We start from the raw sequence: 21818 nt of genomic DNA, 5'->3' as shown, positions 1-21818 counted from the left end.
TCGATAAGCGCTTCGGCGCGAGTATAGCGTCAATCCTCGATGACCTGACTTTGACGTGGGCCTTTTCGTCTTATTCTCAAAGGCGTGGCAGCACCAGGAAATTTCACATTTTGACCAGTAAGTTAGCGCCCAACGCTGAAGTTAAGCATGCTAACCACAATTCATTATTCGCAGGAGAGCGTCATGAACCTGAAGCACTTGCTCACAGAAGCCGACGTCACGCCAGAAAGCGTCTTTAATATGCGCCGCCGTCAGGTGCTGAAAGCACTAGGATTAGGTGCCGCAGCAGCCAGTTTGCCAGGTACAGCACACGCCGATGTGCTGGGCTGGTTTAAAGGTAACGACCGCCCGCCGGCGCCAGCAGGCAAAGATTTGCAGTTTACTAAACCGGCTGAATGGCAGGCGGATTTGCCGCTGACGCCGTTTGATAAGGTCTCAGGTTATAACAACTTCTACGAATTTGGTCTGGATAAAGCCGATCCTGCGGCCAACGCCGGTACGCTGAAAACCGATCCCTGGCAGCTACGCATTGAAGGCGAAGTCGCCAAACCGATGACGCTGGATATGGATGACATCTTCAAGCGCTTCGCCATGGAACAGCGCATTTATCGTATGCGCTGTGTTGAAGCCTGGTCGATGGTGATTCCGTGGGTTGGCTTCGAATTGAACAAATTATTGAAGCTGGTTGAGCCGAACAGTAACGCGCGCTACGTCGCGTTTGAAACGCTGTATGCGCCAGACCAAATGCCGGGGCAGAAAGATCGCTTTATCGGCGGTGGGCTGGATTATCCCTACGTTGAAGGTTTACGTCTGGATGAAGCGATGCATCCGTTGACGCTGCTCAGCACCGGCGTGTATGGCAAGGCGCTGCCGCCGCAGAATGGCGCACCGATTCGTCTGACGGTGCCGTGGAAATATGGTTTCAAAGGCATTAAATCGATCGTGAAAATCACGCTGACGCACGATCGTCCACCTACCACATGGAGCCAGATCGCTGCCAATGAGTACGGTTTCTATGCCAACGTGAACCCGCATGTTAATCATCCGCGCTGGTCGCAGGCCACTGAACGCTTCATCGGTGCGGGCGGGATTTTGAAGGTCGATCGCCAACCGACGCTGCTGTTTAACGGCTATGCGAAAGAGGTGGCTTCGTTGTATCGCGGCCTGGACCTACGGGAGAACTATTAAGTGCGCCTCACTTTACGCCACATCACAGCGTTAAAAGTCGTGCTGCATCTGGCAGCTTTTCTGCCGTTTGTTTACCTTTTTATGGCCGCGAGCCAGGGATGGCTAAGCGCCGATCCGGCGAAAGACATCCAACATTTTACCGGCAGAATGGCGCTGAAATTACTGTTAGCCACGCTGCTGGTCAGCCCGCTCACGCGCTATCTTAAACAGCCGTTATTGATTCGTACCCGGCGCTTACTCGGGGTGTGGTGTTTTGCCTGGGCGAGTTTGCATCTAACCAGCTACTACTTGCTGGAACTGGGCTACGATCATCTGCGTCTACTCGGTAGCGAGATCGTTTCACGCCCTTATCTGTTACTGGGCATGATCAGCTGGGTGATGTTATTTGCCCTCGCAGTCACTTCATTTCAACGCATGCAACGCAAGCTCGGCCGTCGCTGGCAAACGCTGCACAATGGCATCTATCTTGTCGCGATCCTCGCCCCCATTCACTATTTATGGTCCGTGAAAGTGCTGTCGCCACAGCCCGTGATTTACGCCGTACTGGCTATGGGGCTGTTAGCGTGGCGTTACAATAAGTTGCGTAAACTTCTCCACAGATAGTCCCCGCAAGGTTGTGTTCCTCCCGCGATATCTGTTAAAACGTGTGGCCTTCGGGCCACATCCGATCAACTTCGCAGATAAGACCAGTATTTTGCTGCGAATGTCGACGAAACGGATATAATGCCCGGCTTTATTGCAGGCGAAGTCTTCTTTTTCATCCGTAAGGGTGACAAACGAAAGATGTCGCGGTATTTTACGCGATGCCTTACTGATTGCAGGAGATAGCAGCAAGATGGCGCACAAATTTCACATACTGCTTTTGAACGGTCCCAATCTTAACTTACTGGGAACGCGTGAGCCTGATAAGTATGGTCATACTACGCTGACGCAAATCGTCGACGATCTGACGCAGCAGGCCGATCAGCACCATGTGAAATTGAGTCATTTGCAATCGAACGCAGAGTTTCAGTTGATTGATCGTATCCACGAAGCACGCGGTAATGTGGATTACATCATCATCAACCCTGCTGCGTTCACGCATACCAGTGTTGCACTGCGTGATGCCCTGTTGGCGGTTAGTATTCCTTTTATTGAGGTGCATCTCTCTAACGTGCATGCACGCGAGCCGTTCCGACATCACTCCTATCTTTCCGATGTATCTGCCGGCGTCATCTGTGGACTTGGCGCTGATGGATACTCTTGGGCTTTACAAACGGCAGTAAAACGCCTGTCACATTCCAATTAAACAGAGTACGGAACCACACTCATGGATATTCGTAAAATTAAGAAACTGATCGAACTGGTTGAAGAGTCTGGCATCTCCGAGCTGGAAATCTCCGAGGGCGAAGAGTCCGTTCGTATCAGCCGTTCACCTGCAAATACCGGCTACCCGATGATGCAGCAGGCTTACGCTGCGCCAATGATGCAGCAACCTGCGCTGGCGACTGCCGTTGCACCAGCAGCACCGGTTGCCGCTGAAGCCGCTAAACCAGAAATCAGTGGCCACATCGTGCGTTCGCCGATGGTTGGCACCTTCTATCGCACCCCAAGCCCGGATGCGAAAGCCTTTATCGAAGTCGGCCAAAAAGTGAATGCTGGCGACACCCTGTGCATCGTTGAAGCGATGAAAATGATGAACCAGATCGAAGCCGACAAATCCGGTGTTGTGAAGGCGATCCTGGTCGAAAGCGGCCAACCGGTTGAATTTGACGAGCCGCTGGTCATCATCGAATAACGAGGCGAAGCATGCTGGATAAAATTGTCATTGCTAACCGTGGTGAGATCGCGTTGCGCATTCTGCGTGCCTGTAAAGAGCTGGGCATCAAGACTGTTGCCGTCCACTCAACTGCGGACCGTGACCTGAAGCACGTGCTGCTGGCAGATGAAACCGTCTGCATCGGCCCGCCACCTTCGGTCAAAAGCTATCTGAACATCCCGGCACTGATCTCTGCCGCCGAAATTACCGGCGCGGTTGCTATCCACCCGGGTTACGGCTTCCTTTCTGAGAACGCCGATTTCGCCGAGCAGGTTGAGCGCTCTGGCTTTATCTTCATTGGTCCAAAAGCCGACACCATTCGCCTGATGGGCGACAAAGTGTCTGCTATCACCGCCATGAAGAAAGCTGGCGTACCTACCGTACCAGGATCGGATGGCTCGCTGACCGACGACATGGAAAAAAACCGTGCCTTCGCTAAGCGCATCGGCTATCCGGTGATCATCAAAGCCTCTGGCGGCGGCGGCGGTCGCGGTATGCGCGTAGTGCGCAGCGACAAGGATCTTGAGCAATCCATCAACATGACGAAAGCGGAAGCCAAAGCGGCTTTCAACAACGACATGGTTTATATGGAGAAGTATCTCGAGAATCCGCGCCATATCGAAATTCAGGTGCTGGCCGACGGCCAGGGCAACGCTATCTATCTGGCTGAACGCGACTGCTCAATGCAGCGTCGTCACCAGAAAGTCGTCGAAGAAGCACCAGCGCCGGGCATCACGCCGGAACTGCGTCGCTATATCGGCGAGCGCTGCTCCAAAGCCTGTATTGATATCGGCTATCGCGGTGCGGGTACCTTTGAATTCCTGTACGAAAACGGTGAGTTCTACTTCATCGAGATGAACACCCGTATTCAGGTTGAACATCCGGTGACCGAGATGATCACCGGCGTGGATCTGATCAAAGAGCAGCTGCGCATTGCTGCTGGTCAGCCACTGTCGATTAAACAGGAAGATGTGATCATTCGCGGTCATGCGGTGGAGTGCCGTATCAACGCCGAAGATCCCAACACCTTCCTGCCAAGTCCGGGCAAGATCACCCGTTTCCACGCGCCGGGCGGCTTTGGCGTACGTTGGGAATCGCATATCTATGCCGGTTACAGCGTGCCACCGTACTACGATTCCATGATTGGTAAGCTGATTACCTACGGTGAAAATCGTGACGTGGCAATCTCGCGCATGAAGAATGCGCTGGCGGAACTGATCATCGACGGCATCAAGACCAACATTGAGCTGCAGATGAAAATCATGTCCGATGAAAACTTCCAGCAAGGTGGGACGAACATCCACTATCTGGAGAAGAAACTCGGCCTGCAAGAGAAGTAATTGCAGCGCAGAGCAAAGCAGAGGCCGGTTAACTCCGGCCTTTTTCATTTTTGTTGCCTTTGAGGTTGCATAATGGATTGGCGTTTTTTGCAAGCGAACAAAGAGGCGCGCTGGTCGTTTTATCTGACGCTGGCCTACCTCGCCGTATGGGGATTGTCTGCCTGGCTGGGCGGCAATGACATTGGCTTCTTTGGCTTACCGCGGTGGTTCGAGCTCTCCTGCATGTTTGCTCCCCTGCTATTTATCGTGTTGTGTTGGCTGATGGTGCGCGTGTTATTCCGCGACATGTCGCTGGAGGATAACGATGGACTCTGAAATCATCCTTCCACTTCTGGCCTATCTGGTGCTGATTGCCGCGCTGTCGGTATTTGCCATGCGCAAACAGCGTCAGGGCAACTTCCTGAGTGAATACTTCCTTGGCAGCCGTTCAATGGGCGGCTTTGTGCTGGCCATGACCATCACCACCACCTACATTAGCGCCAGTTCATTCATTGGCGGCCCAGGTGCTGCCTATAAATATGGCCTTGGTTGGGTCCTGTTGGCGATGATTCAGGTGCCCGCCGTCTGGCTTTCGCTCGGCGTGCTGGGGAAGAAGTTCGCGATTCTGGCGCGACGCTATAATGCCGTCACGCTCAACGATATGTTGTATGGCCGCTATGGCAGTACGCTGCTGATCTGGCTCTCTAGCCTGAGTTTGCTGGTGGCGTTTATCGGCGCGATGACCGTGCAGTTCATCGGCGGTGCACGTCTGCTGGAGACGGCGGCGGGCATTCCTTACGACACTGGCCTGCTGATCTTTGGCGGCACCATCGCGCTCTATACGGCTTTCGGCGGCTTCCGCGCCAGCGTATTGAATGATGCCATGCAAGGCCTGGTGATGTTGATTGGTACCTTCCTGCTGCTTTTTGCGGTGATCCACCATGCAGGTGGGCTGGAAAGCGCGGTAACCAAACTGCACAACATCGATCCGCAGTTAACTTCGCCGGAAGGCGTCGGCAATGTCATCACCCCTACCTTCCTCAGCTCCTTTGCTGTGCTGGTGTGTTTTGGTGTGATTGGCCTGCCGCATACCGCCGTGCGCTGTATCTCTTATAAAGACAGCAAAGCCATGCATCGCGGCATTGTGCTTGGCACCATCGTGGTGGTGATCCTGATGTTCGGCATGCATCTGGCTGGTGCGCTGGGACGTGTGATTTTGCCCGATCTCACCATTCCCGATCGCGTGATACCCACACTGATGATCACCGTGCTACCGCCGATGGCTGCAGGCGTCTTTCTGGCAGCACCGATGGCGGCTATTATGTCGACCATTAATGCGCAGCTGCTGCAATCCTCCGCTACGCTAATCAAAGATCTCTACCTGCGTATTGCGCCGCAACACAGTGAAAACGAGGCGCGGCTGCGCATGTTATCAGGCACCATCACGTTTGTGCTCGGCGTTCTGCTGCTGCTGGCGGCGTGGAATCCACCGGATATGATTATCTGGTTAAATCTGCTGGCATTTGGTGGACTTGAAGCGGTATTCCTGTGGCCGCTGGTGCTGGGTTTGTACTGGGAACGAGCCAACTCAACCGGCGCGATCAGCGGCATGCTGGTCGGTGCCAGTTGCTACACGCTGTTAGCTAGCCTGAATATTGAATGGTGGGGTTTCCATCCGATCGTTCCTTCCCTGATCTTAAGCCTGCTGGCCTTCCTGGTAGGTAATCTGTTTGGCCGCACGCCCGAAGCACGCGCTGCGGCACTGGAATAAAGAGAAACGCTATGCCTTGGATTCAAATCAAAATTAACAGCACCGGCGCTAACGCCGAAACCTTAAGCGATGCGCTGATGGATGTGGGTGCCGTATCGGTCACTTTCCAGGACACGCATGACAATCCGGTTTATGAGCCGCTGCCAGGTGAAACGCTCTTGTGGGGTGATACCGATGTCATCGGCCTGTTCGACGCCGAAACCGAGATGAGCGATGTAGTGGCTGAGCTGAGCCAGCACCCGCTGCTGGGATCCGCGTTCCGTCACAAGATCGAGCAGATCGAAGATAAAGACTGGGAGCGCGAATGGATGGATAACTTCCACCCAATGCGCTTCGGTGAGCGTTTATGGATCTGCCCAAGCTGGCGCGATGTACCCGATCCTAATGCCGTCAATGTGATGCTGGATCCGGGCCTGGCGTTCGGTACGGGCACCCATCCCACTACCTCGCTGTGTTTAACCTGGCTCGACGGGCTCGATCTGCAAGGCAAGACGGTGATTGATTTTGGCTGTGGCTCCGGCATTCTTGCCATCGCCGCACTGAAATTAGGTGCCGCGCAGGCGATTGGTATCGATATCGATCCACAGGCCATTCAGGCCAGCCGCGATAACGCCGAGCGTAATGGTGTATCTGAGCGTTTGGCACTCTATCTGCCGCACCAGCAACCGGATAATCTACAAGCGGATGTCGTGGTCGCCAACATCCTTGCAGGCCCGCTACGTGAGTTGGCACCGCTGATTAGCGTGCTGCCGAAAGCGGGTGGTCATCTTGGTTTATCGGGCGTGCTAGCCAGCCAGGCGGCAGGCGTGTGTGAAGCCTATGAGGAACAGTTCGATCTTGATCCGGTAGCGGAGAAAGAAGAGTGGTGCCGCATTACCGGCATACGTCGCTAGATCCCAGCGTTAGGCATGCCAGACGCATACGCTGGCATGCATGTAACCAATTGATAGTTTAAGGATTAAGCCTCGTCTGGTTTTTGCCTTAATCCGCTTTTCAAGGTTTTCATTCTCGTAGTGCTACGTATTATCTACTGCACGCCGCTTGCCGGTACCCTTTGTTAGAGATTGAGAATGAAAACCACCCCTTTCTTTGCCGCAGTACTGTTTTTCAGTATGGCTACTCATGCTGCTGTGCCTCACTCAGTTCCACACTGGAGCTATGAAGGCCAAGCGGGCCCGCAACATTGGGGCGATCTGAGCCTGGATTACCAAACCTGCCATAAGGGTAAGTTTCAGTCACCGATTAATATCCGCGATACCGTTGCAGGCCACCTGCCACCACTGAGTCTGGAGTTTCACACCGCAGCAGAAAAACTGGTGAACAACGGCCATACTTTGCAGGTGAACGTTAAAGATGAAGATGACTTCACACTGGACGGGGAAACCTTCCATCTCATGCAGTATCACTTTCACACCCCGAGTGAAAACCAGATCGATAGCCATTCTTACCCGCTCGAAGCGCATTTCGTCCATGCCAATGATGAAGGTGAGTTGGCTGTCATTGCCGTGATGTTTGAGGTTGGTAAAGAGAATACGGCCCTGAATCCGATTCTCGCAGCCATGCCTATGCAGGAAAATCAGGAAGTGGCGGTGAAAGAGCGTATGGATTTAAAGCCGCTTTTCCCGGAAGATCGCCACTATTATCGCTTCAGCGGATCGCTTACCACGCCACCTTGTACCGAGGGTTTGCGCTGGCTAGTAATGAAGCAGCCAGTGATGCTGTCTCAATCTCAGCTCGACGCCTTTAAGCGGGCTTTGAAACACAGTAACAATCGCCCCCTGCAACCATTACATGGCCGTCAGATTGTAGAATGAGGGTTGATGTACTCAATCCCCCTTTAAATTAGCTCAATTAATAATCACATTGCCGTCATTTCTTTGGCTAATTACCAGAAGTGGCGGTTTTTATGTTGTGATTTTCCTCATGTTTTTAGAAAAACTTTTGTTCACAATTTCAGCATATTTTTTTAAGTACATGAATTAAAGGTATTTATAAGCGCTAAGCAGCCTATAAGCCCGATTTCCTTGATCTTTAACGGCGAATTGTTCAAAGTTTGGCCTTTCATCTTCCTGAAAAAATGCGTAATATACGCCGCCTTGCGAACAGTTAGGGTCACTTCTTTTTCATGCGCATTGGACATCATCAGCTACGTAATCGACTCATTGCTGCGCCTATGGCCGGAGTATCCGATAAGCCATTTCGCACCCTGTGTTATGAGAACGGTGCCGGTATGACTGTCTCCGAGATGCTGTCATCTAACCCGGAAGTTTGGGCCAGTGACAAATCCCGTTTGCGTATGGTGCATAGTGACGAGCCCGGTATTCGTGCCGTGCAGATTGCCGGTTGCGATCCTGATGAGATGGCTGCTGCCGCGCGCATTAATGTGGCGTCTGGCGCGCAGGTTATCGATATCAACATGGGCTGCCCGGCCAAAAAAGTGAATCGTAAGATGGCAGGTTCAGCGCTGCTGCAACATCCGCAACTGGTGGAGTCGATTCTCACCGCGGTAGTGAATGCAGTGGATGTACCGGTTACGCTGAAGATTCGCACCGGCTGGGACAAAGAAAATCGTAATTGTGTAGAGATTGCCCAATTGGCTGAACGCTGTGGCATTCAGGCTCTCACCATTCATGGCCGCACACGCGCCTGTTTGTTTGAGGGATTTGCTGAATACGACAGCATTCGGACAGTTAAGCAGAGCGTCTCCATTCCAATTATCGCGAATGGTGACATTACTGACCCGCATAAAGCCAGAGCGGTGCTCGACTATACCGGAGCCGATGCTCTTATGGTTGGCCGTGCCGCTCAGGGAAGACCGTGGATCTTCCGGGAAATCCAGCATTATCTGGACACAGGGGAGCTGCTGGCACCGAAGCCGATGGCTGAAGTCAAGCAAATGCTGATTGGACATATACGGGAGCTGCACGACTTTTACGGTCAGCGCAAAGGATACCGTATTGCCCGAAAACACGTTTCCTGGTATTTGCAGGAAAGTGCTCCTGATGACCAGTTTCGGCGCACATTCAACGCCATAGAGGATGCCAGCGAACAGCTGGAGGCGTTGGAGGCATACTTCGAAAATCTTGCGTAAACGAAATAAAGAGCTGATAGAACTATGTTCGAACAACGCGTAAATTCTGACGTACTCACCGTTTCTACCGTTAACTCTCAGGATCAGGTGACACAAAAGCCACTGCGTGATTCGGTAAAACAGTCATTAAAGAACTACTTTGCTCAACTGAATGGTCAGGATGTGAGTGATCTGTATGAGCTGGTATTGGCTGAAGTTGAGCAGCCTCTGTTGGACATGGTGATGCAGTACACCCGTGGCAACCAGACCCGTGCAGCTCTGATGATGGGTATCAACCGTGGTACTCTGCGTAAGAAGCTGAAAAAATACGGCATGAACTAATTTGTTCGTTGCTGCGATAACGCCAGCCTTAGGGCTGGCGTTTTTGTTTGCGCTGAATGATGATTGCATAACGTTAACAACGCATGAAACAATTGTCACCATAATGGTAACGATAGTTGCAATCGCATCGGTGATATTTCCTCCCTCTTAGCGACTCATCATTCGTTCATCGTCACCCGCATATTCCTACTCTTCTTGCTCTGCAGGCCGCTTTCCCTGTGATCATCAACCGGTTCAACCGTAAGCACGTCAACGTATACATTCTATCCTGAGCGTTAGCTCACACTGCTTCCACATAGTGAAACTTTTTGCACTATTTGTGATCGTGTCGTCTCGTCATGCTGCCTTTTGGTGCGCCATATTAGCCAGAATATTCTGAGTGCTTCCGTTTATTAAAAGATCTTTCCAGAGAATTCAGGATTCTGCAAACCTGGCATCAGGTTTGCAGAGTTGTGGATGGCTAACCACCACAGACATAAAAAAGCGCACAGTAAAGTGCGTGCAAACATAACAACACACGATATCGCCACACAGGATGCTTTATGAAAAAGATGATGCTTTCCACCCTGGTCGCTGCAGCTTCGCTATTCGCTGTTGCTCAACAAGCGCACGCTGGCACCACGTTGGATGCCATTAAGAAAAAAGGTTTTGTACAATGCGGCATCAGCGATGGCCTGCCGGGCTTCTCTTACGCTGACTCCAACGGCAAATTCACCGGTATCGATGTGGATGTATGTCGTGCGGCCGCCGCTGCCGTATTTGGTGACGCAACCAAAGTGAAATATACCCCGCTGACCGCTAAAGAGCGCTTTACTGCACTGCAGTCTGGTGAAGTGGATATCCTGTCGCGCAACACCACCTGGACGTCTTCCCGCGATGGCGGTATGGGCTTCCTGTTTGCTGGCGTGAACTATTACGACGGCATCGGTTTCCTGACCCACAAGAAAGCTGGCCTGAAAAGTGCTAAAGAGTTGGATGGTGCAACCGTATGTATTCAGGCTGGTACCGATACCGAGCTCAACGTGGCTGACTACTTCAAAGCCAACAAAATGCAATATACGCCAGTAACCTTCGATCGTTCTGACGAATCCGCTAAGGCGCTCGACAGCGGTCGCTGCGATACCCTCTCTTCTGACCAGTCACAGCTGTATGCGCTGCGCATCAAACTCGGCAAGCCAGACGATTTCGTGGTACTGCCCGAAGTTATCTCTAAAGAACCGCTGGGCCCAGTCGTTCGCCGCGGTGATGACGATTGGTTCACCATCGTGAAATGGTCGCTGTACGCGATGTTGAACGCTGAAGAGATGGGCATCAGCTCGAAAAATGTTGATGACATGGCCGCTAAACCTACCACTCCTGATATGGCTCACCTGTTAGGTGCAGAAGGCGACTTCGGTAAAGACCTGAAGCTCGATAATAAGTGGGCTTACAACATCATTAAACAAGTCGGCAACTATCAGGAAGTGTTTGATCGTAACGTTGGTAAAGACAGCGCACTGAAAATCGCGCGTGGCCAGAATGCGCTCTGGAATCAGGGCGGCATCCAGTACGCTCCTCCCGTTCGCTAATTCAGTCCTGCCAGTCGGGCGCCGCATCCTGCGGTGCCCACGCGTAATCTTCACTGAGGTTTTAACATGTCGCAACGCCCAACCGTAAAGAGGGATTTTTCGTTCGGTAATCCTACGGTTCGCGCCTGGCTTTACCAGATCATCGCGATTGTGGCCGTGCTTGCTGTGGTGGGATATTTAATTCACAACACGGTAATCAATCTGGCCAATCGTGGCATTACTTCCGGCTTCGGATTTCTTGATCGCAGTGCCGGTTTTGGCATTGTCCAACACCTGATCGATTACTCTGAAGGCGACACCTACGCCCGCGTATTTATGGTGGGGTTAACCAATACCCTGCTGGTTTCCGCGCTTTGTATTGTGTTTGCCTCTATCCTGGGCTTTGCTATCGGCCTTGCACGTCTGTCCGAGAACTGGCTGCTGCGTAAGCTTTCCAACATTTATATCGAGACGTTCCGTAATATCCCACCGCTACTGCAAATCTTTTTCTGGTACTTTGCGGTGTTGCGTAATCTGCCCGGCCCCCGTCAGGCATTGAATGCCTTTGATGTCGCATTCGTCAGTAATCGAGGTTTGTATATTCCCTGGCCCGAATACGCGCCCGGTACCTGGCCGTTCCTGATCGCGCTAGCGCTGGCGGTACTGTGTTGCGTAGCTCTGTTCCGCTTCAACCGTAAACATCAGCTTAAAACCGGGCAACTTCGCCGTACCTGGCCAGCTGCGGTGGGGTTAATTGTTTTGCTGCCGCTGATTGCACATACCTTGTTCGGCGCTGCGATGCATTGGGATGTACCGGAACTGCGCGGATTTAATTTCCGCGGTGGCTTCGTGATGATACCCGAACTCGCCGCATTAACGTTGGCGCTGTCGGTCTATACCTCTTCGTTTATCGCCGAAGTGATTCGCGCAGGGATTCAGTCGGTACCACATGGTCAAAATGAAGCGGCACGTTCACTTGGCTTGCCTAATCCCGTCACCATGCGTCAGGTTATTATTCCGCAGGCGATGCGGGTGATCATTCCTCCCCTCACCAGTCAGTATCTCAATATCGTGAAAAACTCATCATTGGCGGCCGCCATCGGTTATCCAGATATGGTCTCGCTATTTGCCGGCACCGTGCTGAACCAAACCGGGCAGGCGATTGAGACCATCGCGATTACCATGGCGGTTTACCTGATTATCAGCCTGATCATTTCGCTGCTGATGAACCTCTACAATCGCAAAATTGCGCTGGTTGAGCGTTAAGAGAACGGGATCATTATGTCTATAACCACACACGAAACCCCACCGATTCCGACCAATCCGCTCAGCAAGGGTTGGCTTTGGGCGCGCAAAAATCTGTTCTCCAGCTGGCTGAATACGCTGCTGACGCTGTTCAGCATCTGGCTCATCTGGAATGTGATCCCACCGGCATTGAACTGGCTGGTTTTTCAAGCCAACTGGATTGGCGAGACGCGCGCGGACTGCACCAAAGAAGGCGCTTGTTGGGTGTTCATCCATGCGCGTTTTGGCCAGTTTATGTATGGGCTGTATCCGCATGAGCTACGCTGGCGCATCAATTTATCGCTGGTGCTCGGTTTGCTATCCATTATTCCGATGTTTATCAAAGCAATGCCGCGCCGCGGCCGTTATATCGCCTGTTGGGCAGTGGTATATCCGATCGTGGTTTGGTTCTTGATGTACGGCGGATACTTCGGTTTAGAGCGTGTAGAAACTCGCCAGTGGGGCGGCTTAACGTTAACGCTGATAATCGCTTCAGTAGGAATCGCCGGCGCATTGCCGTTAGGCATTTTACTGGCGCTGGGACGCCGTTCCGAAATGCCGGTAGTGCGCACATTATCAGTCATTTTCATTGAGTTCTGGCGCGGCGTACCGCTGATTACCGTGCTGTTTATGTCTTCGGTGATGCTACCGCTGTTTATGGCGGAGGGCACCACTATCGACAAACTGGTGCGCGCGTTGGTTGGTGTCATTTTGTTCCAGTCCGCTTATGTCGCGGAGGTGGTGCGTGGCGGTTTGCAGGCATTGCCTAAGGGCCAGTATGAAGCGGCTGAATCGCTTTCATTAGGATATTGGAAAATGCAGGCGTTGGTGATTTTACCGCAGGCGCTCAAGCTCACCATTCCTGGGCTGGTGAATACCATCATTGCGCTGTTTAAAGATACCAGCTTAGTGATCATTATCGGCCTATTCGATCTCTTCAGTAGTGTGCAGCAAGCCACCGTCGACCCAACCTGGCTGGGGATGTCGACGGAAGGCTATGTCTTTGCTGCCATGGTTTACTGGATTTTCTGTTTTAGCATGTCGCGCTATAGCCAGTATCTGGAGAAGCGTTTTCACACCGGGCGTGCATCGCACTGAGGTTTAACATGACACAAACTATGACTAATGCGGCTGATGCCATGATGATTACACTTGAAAACGTGAATAAATGGTACGGCCAATTCCATGTACTAAAAGATATTAATCTGCAGGTAAAACCTCGCGAACGTATCGTGCTGTGCGGACCTTCTGGGTCGGGCAAATCGACCACCATCCGCTGCATTAACCATCTGGAAGAGCATCAGCAAGGGCGCATCGTGGTTGATGGCATCCATCTGAATCAGGATGTGCGCAATATTGAACGTGTTCGTACCGAAGTGGGTATGGTGTTCCAGCATTTCAACCTTTTTCCGCATCTTACCGTGCTGCAAAACTGTACGCTGGCACCAATTTGGGTGCGTAAAATGCCGAAGAAAGAAGCCGAAGAGTTAGCCATGCACTACTTGCAGCGGGTGCGCATCGCTGAGCATGCGCATAAGTTTCCTGGCCAACTTTCTGGTGGTCAGCAGCAACGTGTGGCAATTGCCCGTTCACTCTGTATGAAACCGAAAATTATGCTGTTTGATGAGCCAACATCTGCGCTCGATCCAGAGATGGTAAAAGAAGTGCTCGATACGATGATTGGCTTAGCAGAAGATGGCATGACCATGCTATGCGTTACCCATGAAATGGGTTTTGCGCGCACCGTGGCGGATCGGGTGATCTTTATGGATCGCGGTGAAATAGTGGAAGAGGCGCCGCCGCTGGAGTTCTTTGCAAACCCACGTTCCGAGCGCACACGGGCGTTTTTATCTCAGGTTATTCATTAATATTTAGCGAGTTAGACACGAATAAGCTTCTGCCTGGTGCAGAGGCTTTTTTATGTTCAGTACCAGCGTTTTCGCCACTGTGAAATCGCTACATTACACGTCACACGTCGTTCACGTTGATTTGCGCATACAAAAAAGCCCTGAACAAATGTTCAGGGCTTCTGTGTTTGATGCCTGGCAGTTCCCTACTCTCGCATGGGGAGACCCCACACTACCATCGGCGCTACGGCGTTTCACTTCTGAGTTCGGCATGGGGTCAGGTGGGACCACCGCGCTAAAGCCGCCAGGCAAATTCTTTTAAACCGAACTCATGCCTATAACTGGTGCTGATACCCAGAGTCGAACTGGGGACCTCACCCTTACCAAGGGTGCGCTCTACCAACTGAGCCATATCAGCACGCTAAATTTGATGCCTGGCAGTTCCCTACTCTCGCATGGGGAGACCCCACACTACCATCGGCGCTACGGCGTTTCACTTCTGAGTTCGGCATGGGGTCAGGTGGGACCACCGCGCTAAAGCCGCCAGGCAAATCTTGGTGCACGAAACGACTATTTTTCACTGATGCCGCGTTGCTCTTCCTCGCGCTGTTCGGTCACATACTTCAGTATGCTCCCTCTCATCGTCTCGGTCGGCGCCTCGCCTCAGCGCAAAATCTTTCGTTTCTGCTAATTCTTTATCCGGTAAAACAAGCTGAAAATCTCTGGTCTCTCTCATCAAAACGCCTCTGGCGTTGTAAGGTTAAGCCTCACGGGTCATTAGTACCGGTTAGCTCAACGCATCGCTGCGCTTACACACCCGGCCTATCAACGTCGTAGTCTTCAACGTCCCTTCAGGACCCTCAAGGGGTCAGGGAGAACTCATCTCGGGGCAAGTTTCGTGCTTAGATGCTTTCAGCACTTATCTTTTCCGCACTTAGCTACCGGGCAGTGCCATTGGCATGACAACCCGAACACCAGTGGTGCGTTCACTCCGGTCCTCTCGTACTAGGAGCAACCCCCCTCAATTCTCCAGCGCCCACGGCAGATAGGGACCGAACTGTCTCACGACGTTCTAAACCCAGCTCGCGTACCACTTTAAACGGCGAACAGCCGTACCCTTGGGACCTACTTCAGCCCCAGGATGTGATGAGCCGACATCGAGGTGCCAAACACCGCCGTCGATATGAACTCTTGGGCGGTATCAGCCTGTTATCCCCGGAGTACCTTTTATCCGTTGAGCGATGGCCCTTCCATTCAGAACCACCGGATCACTATGACCTGCTTTCGCACCTGCTCGAGCCGTCACTCTCGCAGTCAAGCTGGCTTATGCCATTGCACTAACCTCCTGATGTCCGACCAGGATTAGCCAACCTTCGTGCTCCTCCGTTACTCTTTGGGAGGAGACCGCCCCAGTCAAACTACCCACCAGACACTGTCCGCAGCCCGGATTACGGGCCTACGTTAGAACATCAAACATTAAAGGGTGGTATTTCAAGGTTGGCTCCACGCAGACTGGCGTCCACGCTTCAAAGCCTCCCACCTATCCTACACATCAAGGCTCAATGTTCAGTGTCAAGCTATAGTAAAGGTTCACGGGGTCTTTCCGTCTTGCCGCGGGTACACTGCATCTTCACAGCGATTTCAATTTCACTGAGTCTCGGGTGGAGACAGCCTGGCCATCATTACGCCATTCGTGCAGGTCGGAACTTACCCGACAAGGAATTTCGCTACCTTAGGACCGTTATAGTTACGGCCGCCGTTTACCGGGGCTTCGATCAAGAGCTTCTCCTTACGGATAACCCCATCAATTAACCTTCCGGCACCGGGCAGGCGTCACACCGTATACGTCCACTTTCGTGTTTGCACAGTGCTGTGTTTTTAATAAACAGTTGCAGCCAGCTGGTATCTTCGACTGGCTTCAGCTCCGGGAGCAAGTCCCTTCACCTACGCGCCAGCGTGCCTTCTCCCGAAGTTACGGCACCATTTTGCCTAGTTCCTTCACCCGAGTTCTCTCAAGCGCCTTGGTATTCTCTACCTGACCACCTGTGTCGGTTTGGGGTACGATTTCGTGTTACCTGGAGCTTAGAGGCTTTTCCTGGAAGCAGGGCATCAGTTACTTCACCACCGTGGTGGCTCGTCGTCACGCCTCAGCCTTAAGACACCCCGGATTTACCAAAGGTGTCAGCCTACACGCTTAAACCGGGACAACCGTCGCCCGGATAACCTAGCCTTCTCCGTCCCCCCTTCGCAGTAACACCAAGTGCAGGAATATTAACCTGCTTCCCATCGACTACGCTTTTCAGCCTCGCCTTAGGGGTCGACTCACCCTGCTCCGATTAACGTTGAACAGGAACCCTTGGTCTTCCGGCGAGCGGGCTTTTCACCCGCTTTATCGTTACTTATGTCAGCATTCGCACTTCTGATACCTCCAGCAACCCTCACAGGCCACCTTCAACGGCTTACAGAACGCTCCCCTACCCAACAACGCATACGCGTCGCTGCCGCAGCTTCGGTGCATGGTTTAGCCCCGTTACATCTTCCGCGCAGGCCGACTCGACCAGTGAGCTATTACGCTTTCTTTAAATGATGGCTGCTTCTAAGCCAACATCCTGGCTGTCTGTGCCTTCCCACATCGTTTCCCACTTAACCATGACTTTGGGACCTTAGCTGGCGGTCTGGGTTGTTTCCCTCTTCACGACGGACGTTAGCACCCGCCGTGTGTCTCCCGTGATAACATTCTCCGGTATTCGCAGTTTGCATCGGGTTGGTAAGCCGGGATGGCCCCCTAGCCGAAACAGTGCTCTACCCCCGGAGATGAGTTCACGAGGCGCTACCTAAATAGCTTTCGGGGAGAACCAGCTATCTCCCGGTTTGATTGGCCTTTCACCCCCAGCCACAAGTCATCCGCTAATTTTTCAACATTAGTCGGTTCGGTCCTCCAGTTAGTGTTACCCAACCTTCAACCTGCCCATGGCTAGATCACCGGGTTTCGGGTCTATACCCTGCAACTTAACGCCCAGTTAAGACTCGGTTTCCCTGCGGCTCCCCTATACGGTTAACCTTGCTACAGAATATAAGTCGCTGACCCATTATACAAAAGGTACGCAGTCACCCCATAAATGAGGCTCCCACTGCTTGTACGTACACGGTTTCAGGTTCTGTTTCACTCCCCTCGCCGGGGTTCTTTTCGCCTTTCCCTCACGGTACTGGTTCACTATCGGTCAGTCAGGAGTATTTAGCCTTGGAGGATGGTCCCCCCATATTCAGACAGGATACCACGTGTCCCGCCCTACTCTTCGAACTCACAGAATGTGCACTTTCGTGTACGGGACTATCACCCGGTGTCGTGCGACTTTCCAGACGCTTCCACTAATACACAAACTGATTCAGGTTCTGGGCTGCTCCCCGTTCGCTCGCCGCTACTGGGGGAATCTCGGTTGATTTCTTTTCCTCCGGGTACTTAGATGTTTCAGTTCCCCGGGTTCGCCTCGCAACACTATGTATTCATGTTGCGATGATGCACTGAGTGCACCGGGTTTCCCCATTCGGACATCGTCGGCTGTAGCGGTTCATATCACCTTACCGACGCTTTACGCAGATTAGCACGTCCTTCATCGCCTCTGACTGCCAGGGCATCCACCGTGTACGCTTAGTCGCTTAACCTCACAACCCACAGGCGTTTTGCAACGCTGCAGACTGTAAGCATTTGAGAGACTCGAACATGTTGTTATTCATTTCTTATTACGGAGAAATGAACCAACACGTCGTTTCAATTTTCAGCTTGTTCCGGATTGTTAAAGAGCATAATACTTCGCAGCACACCGTTTCCGGTTTGCTCTGAAGTATTGTTTTGAGTCACTGTAATGGTGGAGCTAAGCGGGATCGAACCGCTGACCTCCTGCGTGCAAGGCAGGCGCTCTCCCAGCTGAGCTATAGCCCCATACAGTTACTGCAGAGACCATCTACTACCACTCAACCGAGTACATTTCCTGAGAAATGCAATTCGTGCTCAGGCAAGGCATGTTTCCGCGAAGCATAGTGAACTATGCGAGCCGGAGACATAACGCAGCGTGAGTGCGAATTTGGTAGGCCTGAGTGGACTTGAACCACCGACCTCACCCTTATCAGGGGTGCGCTCTAACCACCTGAGCTACAAGCCTGTAGAGGTTTTTTCTGCTCGTTACTTTCTATCAGACAATCTGTGTGAGCACTTCGCGGGAAGGTATCTTCAGGTAAGGAGGTGATCCAACCGCAGGTTCCCCTACGGTTACCTTGTTACGACTTCACCCCAGTCATGAATCACAAAGTGGTAAGCGCCCTCCCGAAGGTTAAGCTACCTACTTCTTTTGCAACCCACTCCCATGGTGTGACGGGCGGTGTGTACAAGGCCCGGGAACGTATTCACCGTAGCATTCTGATCTACGATTACTAGCGATTCCGACTTCACGGAGTCGAGTTGCAGACTCCGATCCGGACTACGACGCACTTTATGAGGTCCGCTTGCTCTCGCGAGGTCGCTTCTCTTTGTATGCGCCATTGTAGCACGTGTGTAGCCCTACTCGTAAGGGCCATGATGACTTGACGTCATCCCCACCTTCCTCCAGTTTATCACTGGCAGTCTCCTTTGAGTTCCCGGCATTACCCGCTGGCAACAAAGGATAAGGGTTGCGCTCGTTGCGGGACTTAACCCAACATTTCACAACACGAGCTGACGACAGCCATGCAGCACCTGTCTCACGGTTCCCGAAGGCACCAAGGCATCTCTGCCAAGTTCCGTGGATGTCAAGAGTAGGTAAGGTTCTTCGCGTTGCATCGAATTAAACCACATGCTCCACCGCTTGTGCGGGCCCCCGTCAATTCATTTGAGTTTTAACCTTGCGGCCGTACTCCCCAGGCGGTCGACTTAACGCGTTAGCTCCGGAAGCCACTCCTCAAGGGAACAACCTCCAAGTCGACATCGTTTACGGCGTGGACTACCAGGGTATCTAATCCTGTTTGCTCCCCACGCTTTCGCACCTGAGCGTCAGTCTTTGTCCAGGGGGCCGCCTTCGCCACCGGTATTCCTCCAGATCTCTACGCATTTCACCGCTACACCTGGAATTCTACCCCCCTCTACAAGACTCTAGCCTGCCAGTTTCGAATGCAGTTCCCAGGTTAAGCCCGGGGATTTCACATCCGACTTGACAGACCGCCTGCGTGCGCTTTACGCCCAGTAATTCCGATTAACGCTTGCACCCTCCGTATTACCGCGGCTGCTGGCACGGAGTTAGCCGGTGCTTCTTCTGCGGGTAACGTCAATCGGTGAGGTTATTAACCTCACCGCCTTCCTCCCCGCTGAAAGTACTTTACAACCCGAAGGCCTTCTTCATACACGCGGCATGGCTGCATCAGGCTTGCGCCCATTGTGCAATATTCCCCACTGCTGCCTCCCGTAGGAGTCTGGACCGTGTCTCAGTTCCAGTGTGGCTGGTCATCCTCTCAGACCAGCTAGGGATCGTCGCCTAGGTGAGCCATTACCCCACCTACTAGCTAATCCCATCTGGGCACATCCGATGGTGTGAGGCCCGAAGGTCCCCCACTTTGGTCTTGCGACGTTATGCGGTATTAGCTACCGTTTCCAGTAGTTATCCCCCTCCATCGGGCAGTTTCCCAGACATTACTCACCCGTCCGCCACTCGTCACCCGAGAGCAAGCTCTCTGTGCTACCGTCCGACTTGCATGTGTTAGGCCTGCCGCCAGCGTTCAATCTGAGCCATGATCAAACTCTTCAATTTAAGTTTGATTTGCTGCAACAAGTGCAGCGATGCTCATCTGTAAAACGTCATAATGAATTTCATTATGTGTTCACTCGTGAGGCTTTGATATTTTGTTGCGTCCGGAGACGCTGATATCAATCCTGCGAGTGCCCACACAGATTGTCTGATAAATTGTTAAAGAGCAGTGCGAGCAGCGGGTTAACCGCCTGTCGCGAGGTGGCGTATATTACGCTTTCCCTCTTCAGAGTCAAACACTTTTTTCAGCGTTTTCATCCGGCGGGATGAATTTCTTCACTCCCTGCTGAGCCGCCTGCGTTGCCGCTTTGCCGTCTCAGTGGTGGCGCATTATAGGGATCCGAATTTTTTGCACAACCCCTTTTTTCGATCTTTTTAATCGACTGGCGAGTTTTCATTCTTTTCGCTGCGATCGCGAGCGATCTGTTCAAAAATCATCTTGTTTATCCGGCTTTTAAACCGCAGGCTTAGGTAAAAATGTAAAAGGAGAAGATCATGTCTATAGCCCTACGACCTTATAAGAACCATTTTCCGCAAGCCGGCGATCGCGTGATGATCGATTGCAGCAGCGTGGTGGTGGGTGAAGTACAGCTCGCCGATGACGTCAGCATTTGGCCGCTGGTTGCGATTCGTGGTGACGTAAATAGAGTGGTGATTGGTAAAAGAAGCAATATCCAGGACGGCAGCGTACTGCACGTCACGCATAAATCCACCAGCAACCCAGAAGGTTTTCCACTGCTCATTGGCGAAGACGTGACGGTGGGCCATAAAGCGATGTTGCACGGCTGTACTATCGGAAATCGTGTACTGGTTGGTATGGGATCGATTCTGCTGGATGGTGTAATTGTTGAAGATGATGTGATGATTGGCGCTGGTAGTTTGGTGCCGCCAGGCAAACGACTGGAGAGTGGCTACCTCTATTTGGGCAGCCCGGTTAAACAAGTACGACCGCTGAGTGAAGCTGAAATCGCCGGGCTGCTCTATTCATCCAACAATTACGTGAGTTGGAAGAATGAGTATCTCGATCAGGAAAGCAAAGTCCATTCTTGATCGTCAAATTTATCGCTGCTGCATCGCCTGCTTTAGCGTGGTAATTACTGGCGTGATCTGTGGCATCACGCCATGCCACAGTTGGAAAGCATGAGCGGCTTGTCCCACCAGCATGCCAACACCATCTGCCAGCTGCTTTGCGCCCTGCTGCTGGCACCACTGTAGAAATGGCGTCAACCCCTGTTGATAAAACATGTCATAGCAACGCGTTTGTGGATTAATAAGCGATGCAGCTAACGCCGGCACCTTGCCATCGACACCGCTTGAAGTCGCATTAATGATCAGATCAAATTGCTGACCCGCTAATTGCTCGAAGCTGGCCGCTTTGATTTCCCCATTATGTTGGAAAATATTTGCCAGCTGCTCGGCACGTTCAACCGTGCGGTTCACCACCACTAATGAACAACCAAAAGAGAGAAGCGGTAGGATCACGCCTCGCGCTGCACCACCGGCCCCCACCAGCAGGATACGATCGTCCGACTGGATCATCTGCAAGCGTTCCAGATCGCTTAGCAAACCAATACCATCCGTGTTATCACCAAAGATCTTGCCCTGCGCATCTTTCTTTAATGTGTTCACCGCCCCGGACAATGCCGCGCGTTCGCTAAGCTCATCCGCAAATTCCCATGCCTGCTGTTTGAAAGGCAGCGTGACATTGGCCCCTTTACCACCATTCGCAAAGAAGTCTGTGATCGACTGGGGAAAACCCTCTAAGGGTGCACATTCACTGCCATATCGATGATCAATGCCGGTTTGCTCAGCAAAGAGGCTATGGATAAAAGGTGATTTGCTGTGGGCAATGGGATTACCAAAAACGGCAAAGTTTTTCAT

Annotated in this window: 17 protein-coding genes, 3 tRNA genes and 4 rRNA genes; 16 read left to right on the top strand and 8 right to left on the bottom strand. The window is 52.3% G+C overall.

Going from position 1 to position 21818, the window contains the following annotated elements; translation table 11 throughout:
• The first annotated feature begins 183 nt into the window (after nt 1-183).
• The 15 genes from msrP to CRO19_RS11045 all read left to right on the top strand — a co-directional run bounded on the left by msrP (nt 184) and on the right by CRO19_RS11045 (nt 14187).
• Nucleotides 184-1188, top strand: coding sequence for a protein-methionine-sulfoxide reductase catalytic subunit MsrP (gene msrP, locus CRO19_RS11115; protein ID WP_097095858.1), 1005 nt, complete (start codon nt 184-186; stop codon nt 1186-1188).
• A complete protein-coding gene (gene msrQ, locus CRO19_RS11110; protein ID WP_097095857.1) occupies nt 1189-1791 on the top strand; it encodes a protein-methionine-sulfoxide reductase heme-binding subunit MsrQ in 603 nt (200 codons plus the stop codon).
• 232 nt (nt 1792-2023) lie between these two features.
• A complete protein-coding gene (gene aroQ, locus CRO19_RS11105) occupies nt 2024-2476 on the top strand; it encodes a type II 3-dehydroquinate dehydratase (protein WP_097095856.1) in 453 nt (150 codons plus the stop codon).
• Between the two features lie 21 nt (nt 2477-2497).
• Nucleotides 2498-2965 (top strand): acetyl-CoA carboxylase biotin carboxyl carrier protein, encoded by a 468-nt coding sequence (gene accB, locus CRO19_RS11100; RefSeq protein ID WP_097095855.1) that lies wholly within the window; start codon nt 2498-2500, stop codon nt 2963-2965.
• Between the two features lie 11 nt (nt 2966-2976).
• Entirely contained in the window at nt 2977-4326 is a 1350-nt protein-coding gene (gene accC / locus CRO19_RS11095) for an acetyl-CoA carboxylase biotin carboxylase subunit (RefSeq protein WP_007891966.1), read from the top strand.
• A 72-nt stretch (nt 4327-4398) separates the two neighbouring features.
• Nucleotides 4399-4641: a YhdT family protein gene (locus tag CRO19_RS11090; protein ID WP_097095854.1), complete on the top strand. Its 243-nt coding sequence runs from the start codon at nt 4399-4401 to the stop codon at nt 4639-4641.
• The gene (gene panF / locus CRO19_RS11085; protein ID WP_097095853.1) at nt 4631-6076 is read left to right on the top strand and encodes a sodium/pantothenate symporter; all 1446 of its coding nucleotides are present in this window, start codon (nt 4631-4633) and stop codon (nt 6074-6076) included. The genes CRO19_RS11090 and panF overlap by 11 nt, the downstream gene beginning before the upstream one ends.
• An 11-nt stretch (nt 6077-6087) precedes the next feature.
• Nucleotides 6088-6969 carry a 50S ribosomal protein L11 methyltransferase gene (prmA, locus tag CRO19_RS11080; RefSeq protein ID WP_097095852.1) on the top strand — a complete coding sequence of 294 codons (882 nt, stop codon included), beginning with the start codon at nt 6088-6090 and terminating at the stop codon, nt 6967-6969.
• Nucleotides 6970-7188: 219 nt separating this feature from the next.
• A complete protein-coding gene (locus CRO19_RS11075; RefSeq protein WP_097097639.1) occupies nt 7189-7890 on the top strand; it encodes a carbonic anhydrase in 702 nt (233 codons plus the stop codon).
• Between the two features lie 311 nt (nt 7891-8201).
• Nucleotides 8202-9167, top strand: coding sequence for a tRNA dihydrouridine synthase DusB (gene dusB / locus CRO19_RS11070; protein WP_097095851.1), 966 nt, complete (start codon nt 8202-8204; stop codon nt 9165-9167).
• Nucleotides 9168-9191: 24 nt separating this feature from the next.
• Nucleotides 9192-9488 (top strand): DNA-binding transcriptional regulator Fis, encoded by a 297-nt coding sequence (gene fis, locus CRO19_RS11065; protein WP_007891954.1) that lies wholly within the window; start codon nt 9192-9194, stop codon nt 9486-9488.
• Between the two features lie 542 nt (nt 9489-10030).
• Entirely contained in the window at nt 10031-11056 is a 1026-nt protein-coding gene (locus CRO19_RS11060) for an amino acid ABC transporter substrate-binding protein (protein WP_097095850.1), read from the top strand.
• A gap of 66 nt (nt 11057-11122) precedes the next feature.
• A complete protein-coding gene (locus tag CRO19_RS11055) occupies nt 11123-12301 on the top strand; it encodes an amino acid ABC transporter permease (protein WP_097095849.1) in 1179 nt (392 codons plus the stop codon).
• Between the two features lie 15 nt (nt 12302-12316).
• Nucleotides 12317-13417, top strand: a complete 1101-nt coding sequence (locus tag CRO19_RS11050; RefSeq protein WP_097095848.1) for an amino acid ABC transporter permease — start codon at nt 12317-12319, stop codon at nt 13415-13417.
• A gap of 8 nt (nt 13418-13425) precedes the next feature.
• Nucleotides 13426-14187, top strand: coding sequence for an amino acid ABC transporter ATP-binding protein (locus CRO19_RS11045; protein ID WP_097095847.1), 762 nt, complete (start codon nt 13426-13428; stop codon nt 14185-14187).
• Between the two features lie 172 nt (nt 14188-14359).
• Here the strand turns inward: CRO19_RS11045 and rrf (CRO19_RS11040) are convergent.
• The 7 genes from rrf (CRO19_RS11040) to CRO19_RS11010 form a co-directional block, all read right to left on the bottom strand.
• Nucleotides 14360-14475: ribosomal RNA gene (gene rrf / locus CRO19_RS11040) — 5S ribosomal RNA — on the bottom strand.
• Nucleotides 14476-14508: 33 nt separating this feature from the next.
• Nucleotides 14509-14584: transfer RNA gene (locus CRO19_RS11035), tRNA-Thr, on the bottom strand.
• A 14-nt stretch (nt 14585-14598) separates the two neighbouring features.
• A 5S ribosomal RNA gene (gene rrf / locus CRO19_RS11030) occupies nt 14599-14714 on the bottom strand.
• 208 nt (nt 14715-14922) lie between these two features.
• A 23S ribosomal RNA gene (locus CRO19_RS11025) occupies nt 14923-17829 on the bottom strand.
• A gap of 201 nt (nt 17830-18030) precedes the next feature.
• A tRNA-Ala gene (locus CRO19_RS11020) sits at nt 18031-18106 on the bottom strand.
• Between the two features lie 143 nt (nt 18107-18249).
• Nucleotides 18250-18326 (bottom strand) — tRNA-Ile (locus CRO19_RS11015).
• Between the two features lie 73 nt (nt 18327-18399).
• Nucleotides 18400-19940: ribosomal RNA gene (locus CRO19_RS11010) — 16S ribosomal RNA — on the bottom strand.
• The 16S, 23S and 5S rRNA genes sit together here with 3 tRNA genes alongside, the layout of an rRNA operon.
• A gap of 492 nt (nt 19941-20432) precedes the next feature.
• On the opposite strand from CRO19_RS11010, the gene CRO19_RS11005 reads away from it, so the two are divergent.
• On the top strand, nt 20433-20987 hold the full coding sequence (locus CRO19_RS11005) for a gamma carbonic anhydrase family protein (protein WP_097095846.1): 555 nt from the start codon (nt 20433-20435) through the stop codon (nt 20985-20987).
• A gap of 9 nt (nt 20988-20996) precedes the next feature.
• On the opposite strand, the gene aroE is transcribed toward CRO19_RS11005, so the two are convergent.
• Nucleotides 20997-21818 (bottom strand): shikimate dehydrogenase, encoded by an 822-nt coding sequence (gene aroE / locus CRO19_RS11000; protein ID WP_097095845.1) that lies wholly within the window; start codon nt 21816-21818, stop codon nt 20997-20999.

The sequence above is a fragment of the Candidatus Pantoea floridensis genome (assembly GCF_900215435.1).
GTDB classification, from domain to species: Bacteria; Pseudomonadota; Gammaproteobacteria; order Enterobacterales; family Enterobacteriaceae; genus Pantoea; species Pantoea floridensis.
This window is presented reverse-complemented; position numbering and strand designations above follow the sequence as displayed.

Excerpts from the sequence above, each read along its gene's own strand:
- dusB (WP_097095851.1), top strand. The coding sequence starts at position 8,202 with ATGCGCATTGGACATCATCAGCTACGTAATCGACTCATTGCTGCGCCT.
- aroE (WP_097095845.1), bottom strand. The coding sequence starts at position 21,818 with ATGAAAAACTTTGCCGTTTTTGGTAATCCCATTGCCCACAGCAAATCA.
- CRO19_RS11060 (WP_097095850.1), top strand. The coding sequence starts at position 10,031 with ATGAAAAAGATGATGCTTTCCACCCTGGTCGCTGCAGCTTCGCTATTC.
- CRO19_RS11005 (WP_097095846.1), top strand. The coding sequence starts at position 20,433 with ATGTCTATAGCCCTACGACCTTATAAGAACCATTTTCCGCAAGCCGGC.
- CRO19_RS11075 (WP_097097639.1), top strand. The coding sequence starts at position 7,189 with ATGGCTACTCATGCTGCTGTGCCTCACTCAGTTCCACACTGGAGCTAT.
- accC (WP_007891966.1), top strand. The coding sequence starts at position 2,977 with ATGCTGGATAAAATTGTCATTGCTAACCGTGGTGAGATCGCGTTGCGC.
- panF (WP_097095853.1), top strand. The coding sequence starts at position 4,631 with ATGGACTCTGAAATCATCCTTCCACTTCTGGCCTATCTGGTGCTGATT.
- msrP (WP_097095858.1), top strand. The coding sequence starts at position 184 with ATGAACCTGAAGCACTTGCTCACAGAAGCCGACGTCACGCCAGAAAGC.
- CRO19_RS11045 (WP_097095847.1), top strand. The coding sequence starts at position 13,426 with ATGACACAAACTATGACTAATGCGGCTGATGCCATGATGATTACACTT.
- CRO19_RS11090 (WP_097095854.1), top strand. The coding sequence starts at position 4,399 with ATGGATTGGCGTTTTTTGCAAGCGAACAAAGAGGCGCGCTGGTCGTTT.
- CRO19_RS11055 (WP_097095849.1), top strand. The coding sequence starts at position 11,123 with ATGTCGCAACGCCCAACCGTAAAGAGGGATTTTTCGTTCGGTAATCCT.
- fis (WP_007891954.1), top strand. The coding sequence starts at position 9,192 with ATGTTCGAACAACGCGTAAATTCTGACGTACTCACCGTTTCTACCGTT.
- accB (WP_097095855.1), top strand. The coding sequence starts at position 2,498 with ATGGATATTCGTAAAATTAAGAAACTGATCGAACTGGTTGAAGAGTCT.
- CRO19_RS11050 (WP_097095848.1), top strand. The coding sequence starts at position 12,317 with ATGTCTATAACCACACACGAAACCCCACCGATTCCGACCAATCCGCTC.
- prmA (WP_097095852.1), top strand. The coding sequence starts at position 6,088 with ATGCCTTGGATTCAAATCAAAATTAACAGCACCGGCGCTAACGCCGAA.
- aroQ (WP_097095856.1), top strand. The coding sequence starts at position 2,024 with ATGGCGCACAAATTTCACATACTGCTTTTGAACGGTCCCAATCTTAAC.